This is a genomic window from Pararhodospirillum oryzae (assembly GCF_007992075.1).
Classification (GTDB): Bacteria; Pseudomonadota; Alphaproteobacteria; order Rhodospirillales; family Rhodospirillaceae; genus Pararhodospirillum; species Pararhodospirillum oryzae.
Genome location: NZ_BJZO01000170.1, coordinates 1 through 1,918, shown reverse-complemented (window position 1 = coordinate 1,918; position 1,918 = coordinate 1). Strand labels below are relative to the sequence as shown.

The following is a 1,918-nucleotide window of genomic DNA, read 5'->3' as shown; positions in this document are numbered from 1 at the left end:
CGCCCGGATCAACCGTCACCTGGATGGTCAGCGCCCCGTCCGCCGTCGCCGTGTCCGTCGAACCGTCGTCCGCGTCCGTGTCCGTCGCCGTCACCGAAACCGAAACCTCGAACGGCGCCGTTCCCACGGGAACCTCGACCCTCAGGCCCGGCATCTGTTCCGCCGTCACCTCAACGGAGCCGTCCGCGTTCGCCGCCAGCCGCGTTCCGTCGCCCGCGTACACTTCCGCTCCCGCCGGGAAACCCGACAGCGTGAACCCCGTGATCGTTTCCGATCCGTCGTCCGCCGCCGTCGTTCCAGCCGCCGCGTGCAGCGCCTCGCCCGTCGCGCCCTCGATGGTCAGCGCAACCGACACCATTCCGCTTTCCGTGTCGCCGTGCAGTTCGTCCGCGCCCGCGCCTCCCGTCAGGACGTCGTCCCCGCCACCGCCTTGCAGCGTGTCGGATCCATCCGTCCCCACCAGCGTGTCGTTCCCCGACAGCGCCGTCGACACCGTCACCGACCCCGTTCCCGAAGCCGTCGGGTCGTCCGCGTCCGGCCTCACCGTCACCGCGAGCGACGCCGTTGCCGACGCCGTCGACCCGTCCACTTCCGTCGCCGTCGCCGTCACCCGCAGCGTGAAGTCGGCCGAGCTGTCTTGCGGCGCCGTGATCGTCAGACCCGCCAGCTGCGCCGGCGTCAGCGTGATCGTTCCGTCCGCCCCAACCGTCAGCGTGTCCCCGTTCGTGTTCGCGAGAACCGCCCCTTCCGGAATGTCCGACAGCGTGATCGACAGCGTTTCCGCCCCATCCGTGTCGTTCAACGACGCCTGGATGTGCGTGCCAATCTCGATCGCCGTGTCTTCAACCCCGCTCGCCGCCGAAACCGAAAGGGTCGGCGTGTCCGCGTCCGGCGCGTCAACCGTCACCGAAAGCGTCGCCGACGCCGTGTCTCCGTCCGCGTCCGCCACCGTGTAGCCAATCCGCTCCACGCCATCGGCCTGCGTCGGCTGCGCCGTGTAGCTGTAGGCGCCGGTCGCGAAGTCAACCACCAGCGTCGCCCCCGCCGGCGTCGTCACCGTCACCGTCGTTTCGCCTTCCGCCGGCGTGTACGACTGGCCATCCACCGTGATCGACGTCAGGCGCCCGAACCCGTCGGTCCCCAGGTCGTCGTTGTTCACCAGCGACCCCGTCACCGTCGCCGGATCGGCTCCGATCACGTCAAGGCTCGCCGTGTCGTCCACCGCCACCGGGGTGTCGTCCGCCACATTCACCGTCAGCGTCGCCTCGGCCACCGACCCGTCCGCGTCCGTCACCTGGTAGGTGAACGCAAGCGGCAGGCTGTCCGCCGTCGCCGATCCCTCGGGGCCGTGATCCAGCGGGCCTTGCTGCGTGAACGTGTATTCCCCGGTTTCCGGGTTCACCGTCAGCGTGAACACCGGATCCCCGTGCGCGTCCGTCCCCGTCAGCGTCGAGCCATCCTCGCTCAGCGTCACCGTCACCGGCTCGCCGCCGCTCGTCACCGGCTCCGACAGCTCAACCAGCGTCACCGACGGCGTCGTCGTGCCTCCGTGGCTGCCGTCGTCGTAGCCAAAGTCAACCGGCAGCTGGCCCGTCACCGTCGCGCCCGCCGTCCCCACGGCCGCTTCGCTCACCGACGTTTCCAGATCCGCCGCCGTCGGCAGGCTGTCCACCGGGATCGGCTCCCCGTTCGCGTCCACGAACTCAACCCGCTCCCAGTTGCGCACCGTCAGGCCCAGCGCGTCGAACGTCGCCGAGGCCCCCTCGCCGCTGGCGCTCGTCGGGTCGGCGTGAGCCGCGATGAAGTCCCGCAGCGCCTCCAGATCGTGCACCACCGCCGGGTTGCTCAGGTCGTCCGCCGTCAGCGTGATCCGCAGCGTGTCCGTCCCCGACCCGCCGTCATAAACGTCGCTGCCCCC

General features: G+C 70.4%; 1 protein-coding gene. It reads right to left on the bottom strand.

The features are described 5' to 3' along the window. Positions 1–1,918: DUF5801 repeats-in-toxin domain-containing protein (locus ROR02_RS17490; RefSeq protein WP_281291063.1), on the bottom strand; the 1,918-nt coding region annotated here is incomplete at both ends.